This window comes from Pantoea dispersa (genome assembly GCF_014155765.1).
Lineage (GTDB): Bacteria > Pseudomonadota > Gammaproteobacteria > Enterobacterales > Enterobacteriaceae > Pantoea > Pantoea dispersa.
This window is the reverse complement of sequence record NZ_SCKT01000020.1, coordinates 1-2,572: the sequence shown is the minus strand read 5'-3', so window position 1 is coordinate 2,572 and position 2,572 is coordinate 1. Positions and strand designations below refer to the sequence as shown.

Below are 2,572 nucleotides of genomic sequence, written 5' to 3'. Positions count from 1 at the left end.
CCCTCCGCGCCTGGGCTGACCGGAACAGGCCCGCCGCGCGCGAAAACGGGCATGAACACACCCCGGACGGCTTTGCCGGTCCGGTCCTCAGCGGCCACGGCTTTTCGTGGCCAGTGAACGCGCGGGCGCGAGCCCGCTGCAGGGGTTGACCTCAGCCATCAGCCCCTGGCCGCAGGCCCGGAACGCGGTCCCTCGCGGTCCGGCGGAGCTTGCCGGCTCTGCCGGTTAGCGGAGCAGGGCTCGACGACCCGGCTTGCCGGGGAGCCGAAGGGGGCCATGGCCCGTGACGTGCGGGTGTGTATTATTTCAGGAGGGAAATGGCAGAAGCACAGCAGCAGGAGCAAAGAGAGCAGGACAGCCCGACGTCTGTCTCACAGGTGGAAGCGCACGCGACGGAAGAAGGCCGGTGCGTCAGCACCGGTTTTTTACCGGCATAGCCGCGGGGTTTATCCCTGCGCGCGCGTCCTGATGCGGTACAGCGAAACCGCCACGATGGCCGCCCCCATTATCATGGCCAAAAGCGGCAGCAGCAGTCCGTGGGATGCAGAGTACAGCATGACATCGCCTTCCGGTCCGCCCGCCGCCGGGTCAGCCAGCAGGTTCATTGCGCCCCACACGCACAGAAAAACGCCGCCCACCGGAACGGTCAGCGCAAGCAGTTTCATCACTGCACGGTCACCTGCGGGCTGCGGGTGCTTTGAGGCCAGCAGGCGCGCCAGCACGAAGCACATCGCGTAGCCGCACCAGTATGTCAGGCTTATATCGCCCGGCACCACGAACCGGAAGGCCAGCGCTTAACCCAGGCTCAGCAGGGAACCCAGCATCAAAAAACTCATCATCGTCTCCTCGCGCGCCGCGCGGTCAGGCAGCATTGAAATTAAAATGTTCTGCAGGTGTTTTGCCACTTAAAGATGGCCGGTGCTATAGTTTTCATCGGAAACACCGGAAGTTTCCCCAAAGTCAGCTGTAAAACCGCCCGGCACCGACGTAGCCGGCGGCGAAAAGAGGCAGGGGGTCTCCTCCCCTGCCTTTTTTCGTTCTAGTCTGTGACCTTCCGGTTATAGACCACCTTCCAGTCATGGTACGCCGCGCAGTCGCGCAGCGAGTCAATGCGCACCACGTTCTCCGCCACGCCGTTCATCATCAGCACGCGCTCGATGCCCGCGAACCAGTCCTCCGCCGGGTTAAGCGGGAACCACAGGTTGCTGTTGATGCCGCTCAGCAGCGGATCGTTGCAGATGTGGATACCCCGCCCGTATCGGGTTTCGCTGCCGGTCACAATCAGCTCGCCGCGCAGCTCGCGCGTGACGGCGCAGCGCGCCAGCTCTGTGACCACGTCATCCCAGCACCACTCTTTGTCCTCCGGCACCGGCAGCTCGACGCAGCGCAGATGCTTGTTGCCCGCCCGGGCGGTGCGCTGTGCGAGCCCCAGCACCGACGGTTCGTTACTCTCGCCATCCGCACCGGTGAGCCAGAATCCGTTGTAATAAAAGGCTTCGTCGCCGTTGTCCAGGCGGATAAAGCAGAATTCGCCCAGCGCGCGCGTGATGTCGGCCTGCGTCACCTTTTGCTGCGCCGCGTCCGGGGACAGGGTGTTTTGTACGCTCATGACTGTACCTCCAGCTGCTGACGCACGGCGCGCATGAAGTGCGGCCAGCTACTGAACGTCATTTTCGGGACGCGCACGCCGCGACCGCTGTTAAAGCCTTTTACAAACGCCTGCGCCTGTGCGACGATTTGCGGGTCAAAATTCATATAACTCTCCTGAGTCAGGGTTTTGATGAGGTCGCCAGTTGCGTCTGGCGACCGTTGAGAAGGCAGGGACAACCCTGCCTTTTTTACGTCTGTGTGTCGTCGGGCTCCATGCGGAGGCTGATATCCGTCAGGCGTGCCGCCAGTGCGCCGCTCGCCCGCCCCCAGATCACCTCGCCCCGGCTGCCGAACTGCGCGTGCACGATATGGCTCGCCACAATCCACGCGCGAAACGAGGACAGCGGCAGCGCGCTGTCCTGCACGGTGTCCGCAATCTGCTGCGCCATGTCGTGTAGTGTGAGCCGCAGGTGCTCGTGCTCCTCGCGGGCGCTGAGACGGTGCTTTCCCAGCTCCGTCAGGATCGCCAGGCTTTCTGCCAGGCCCGGCGTCAGGCCCGGGATTTCTGCCTGTGCGCCGCTGGTATATGGCTTTTTCATCGTGTTTCTCCTTTCAGTGGTCAGCATTCAGCGTGCGTCCATCCAGCCGCGAACCATTCCCTTCAGCCAGCAGACGGCTGAGTCCTGCTTACGGAACGTGATCCCGTAATGTGCATGGGCCTGAATTGCTTCAGCCACGTCCTGATCGGCTCTGTCACGCGCAGCGGAAAAACGCTGTTGAAGGCCGTTCATCCATGTTTTGGGAGATTCTGGCGTGGCGGTTTTGACGTTGACGTTGTGTGTGTTCATGGCATTTCTCCTGCTCGGGTGGGTTGTCATGTTTCGGTCGATCCAGTCGCGGCGAAGGGCAAAGGAGCAACGGCAGGCGGCGGGTGCAAGGGCGCCGCAGGCGTGCATTTCACCCTTGCAGCTGACGAATGACG

At 62.6% G+C, this 2,572-nt stretch carries 4 protein-coding genes and 1 pseudogene; all 5 read right to left on the bottom strand.

Annotated elements, in window-relative coordinates; translation table 11 throughout:
• Positions 1–446: 446 nt before the first annotated feature.
• On the bottom strand, positions 447–665 hold the full coding sequence (locus H7K56_RS23075) for a hypothetical protein (protein WP_150361468.1): 219 nt from the start codon (positions 663–665) through the stop codon (positions 447–449).
• Between the two features lie 374 nt (positions 666–1,039).
• Positions 1,040–1,609 carry a hypothetical protein gene (locus H7K56_RS23070; protein ID WP_150361469.1) on the bottom strand — a complete coding sequence of 190 codons (570 nt, stop codon included), beginning with the start codon at positions 1,607–1,609 and terminating at the stop codon, positions 1,040–1,042.
• Positions 1,606–1,755 (bottom strand): succinate dehydrogenase flavoprotein subunit, encoded by a 150-nt coding sequence (locus H7K56_RS23065; RefSeq protein ID WP_088518130.1) that lies wholly within the window; start codon positions 1,753–1,755, stop codon positions 1,606–1,608. Before H7K56_RS23065 ends, H7K56_RS23070 begins: the two co-directional genes overlap by 4 nt.
• An 83-nt stretch (positions 1,756–1,838) precedes the next feature.
• A complete protein-coding gene (locus H7K56_RS23060; RefSeq protein WP_150361471.1) occupies positions 1,839–2,189 on the bottom strand; it encodes a hypothetical protein in 351 nt (116 codons plus the stop codon).
• Positions 2,190–2,216: 27 nt separating this feature from the next.
• Positions 2,217–2,572 (bottom strand): annotated as a pseudogene (locus H7K56_RS23225) (hypothetical protein); the annotation flags it as partial.

What these genes read in the sequence shown, in the direction of transcription:
- H7K56_RS23075 (WP_150361468.1), bottom strand. Translation starts at nt 665, where the DNA reads ATGAAACTGCTTGCGCTGACCGTTCCGGTGGGCGGCGTTTTTCTGTGC.
- H7K56_RS23070 (WP_150361469.1), bottom strand. Translation starts at nt 1,609, where the DNA reads ATGAGCGTACAAAACACCCTGTCCCCGGACGCGGCGCAGCAAAAGGTG.
- H7K56_RS23065 (WP_088518130.1), bottom strand. Translation starts at nt 1,755, where the DNA reads ATGAATTTTGACCCGCAAATCGTCGCACAGGCGCAGGCGTTTGTAAAA.
- H7K56_RS23060 (WP_150361471.1), bottom strand. Translation starts at nt 2,189, where the DNA reads ATGAAAAAGCCATATACCAGCGGCGCACAGGCAGAAATCCCGGGCCTG.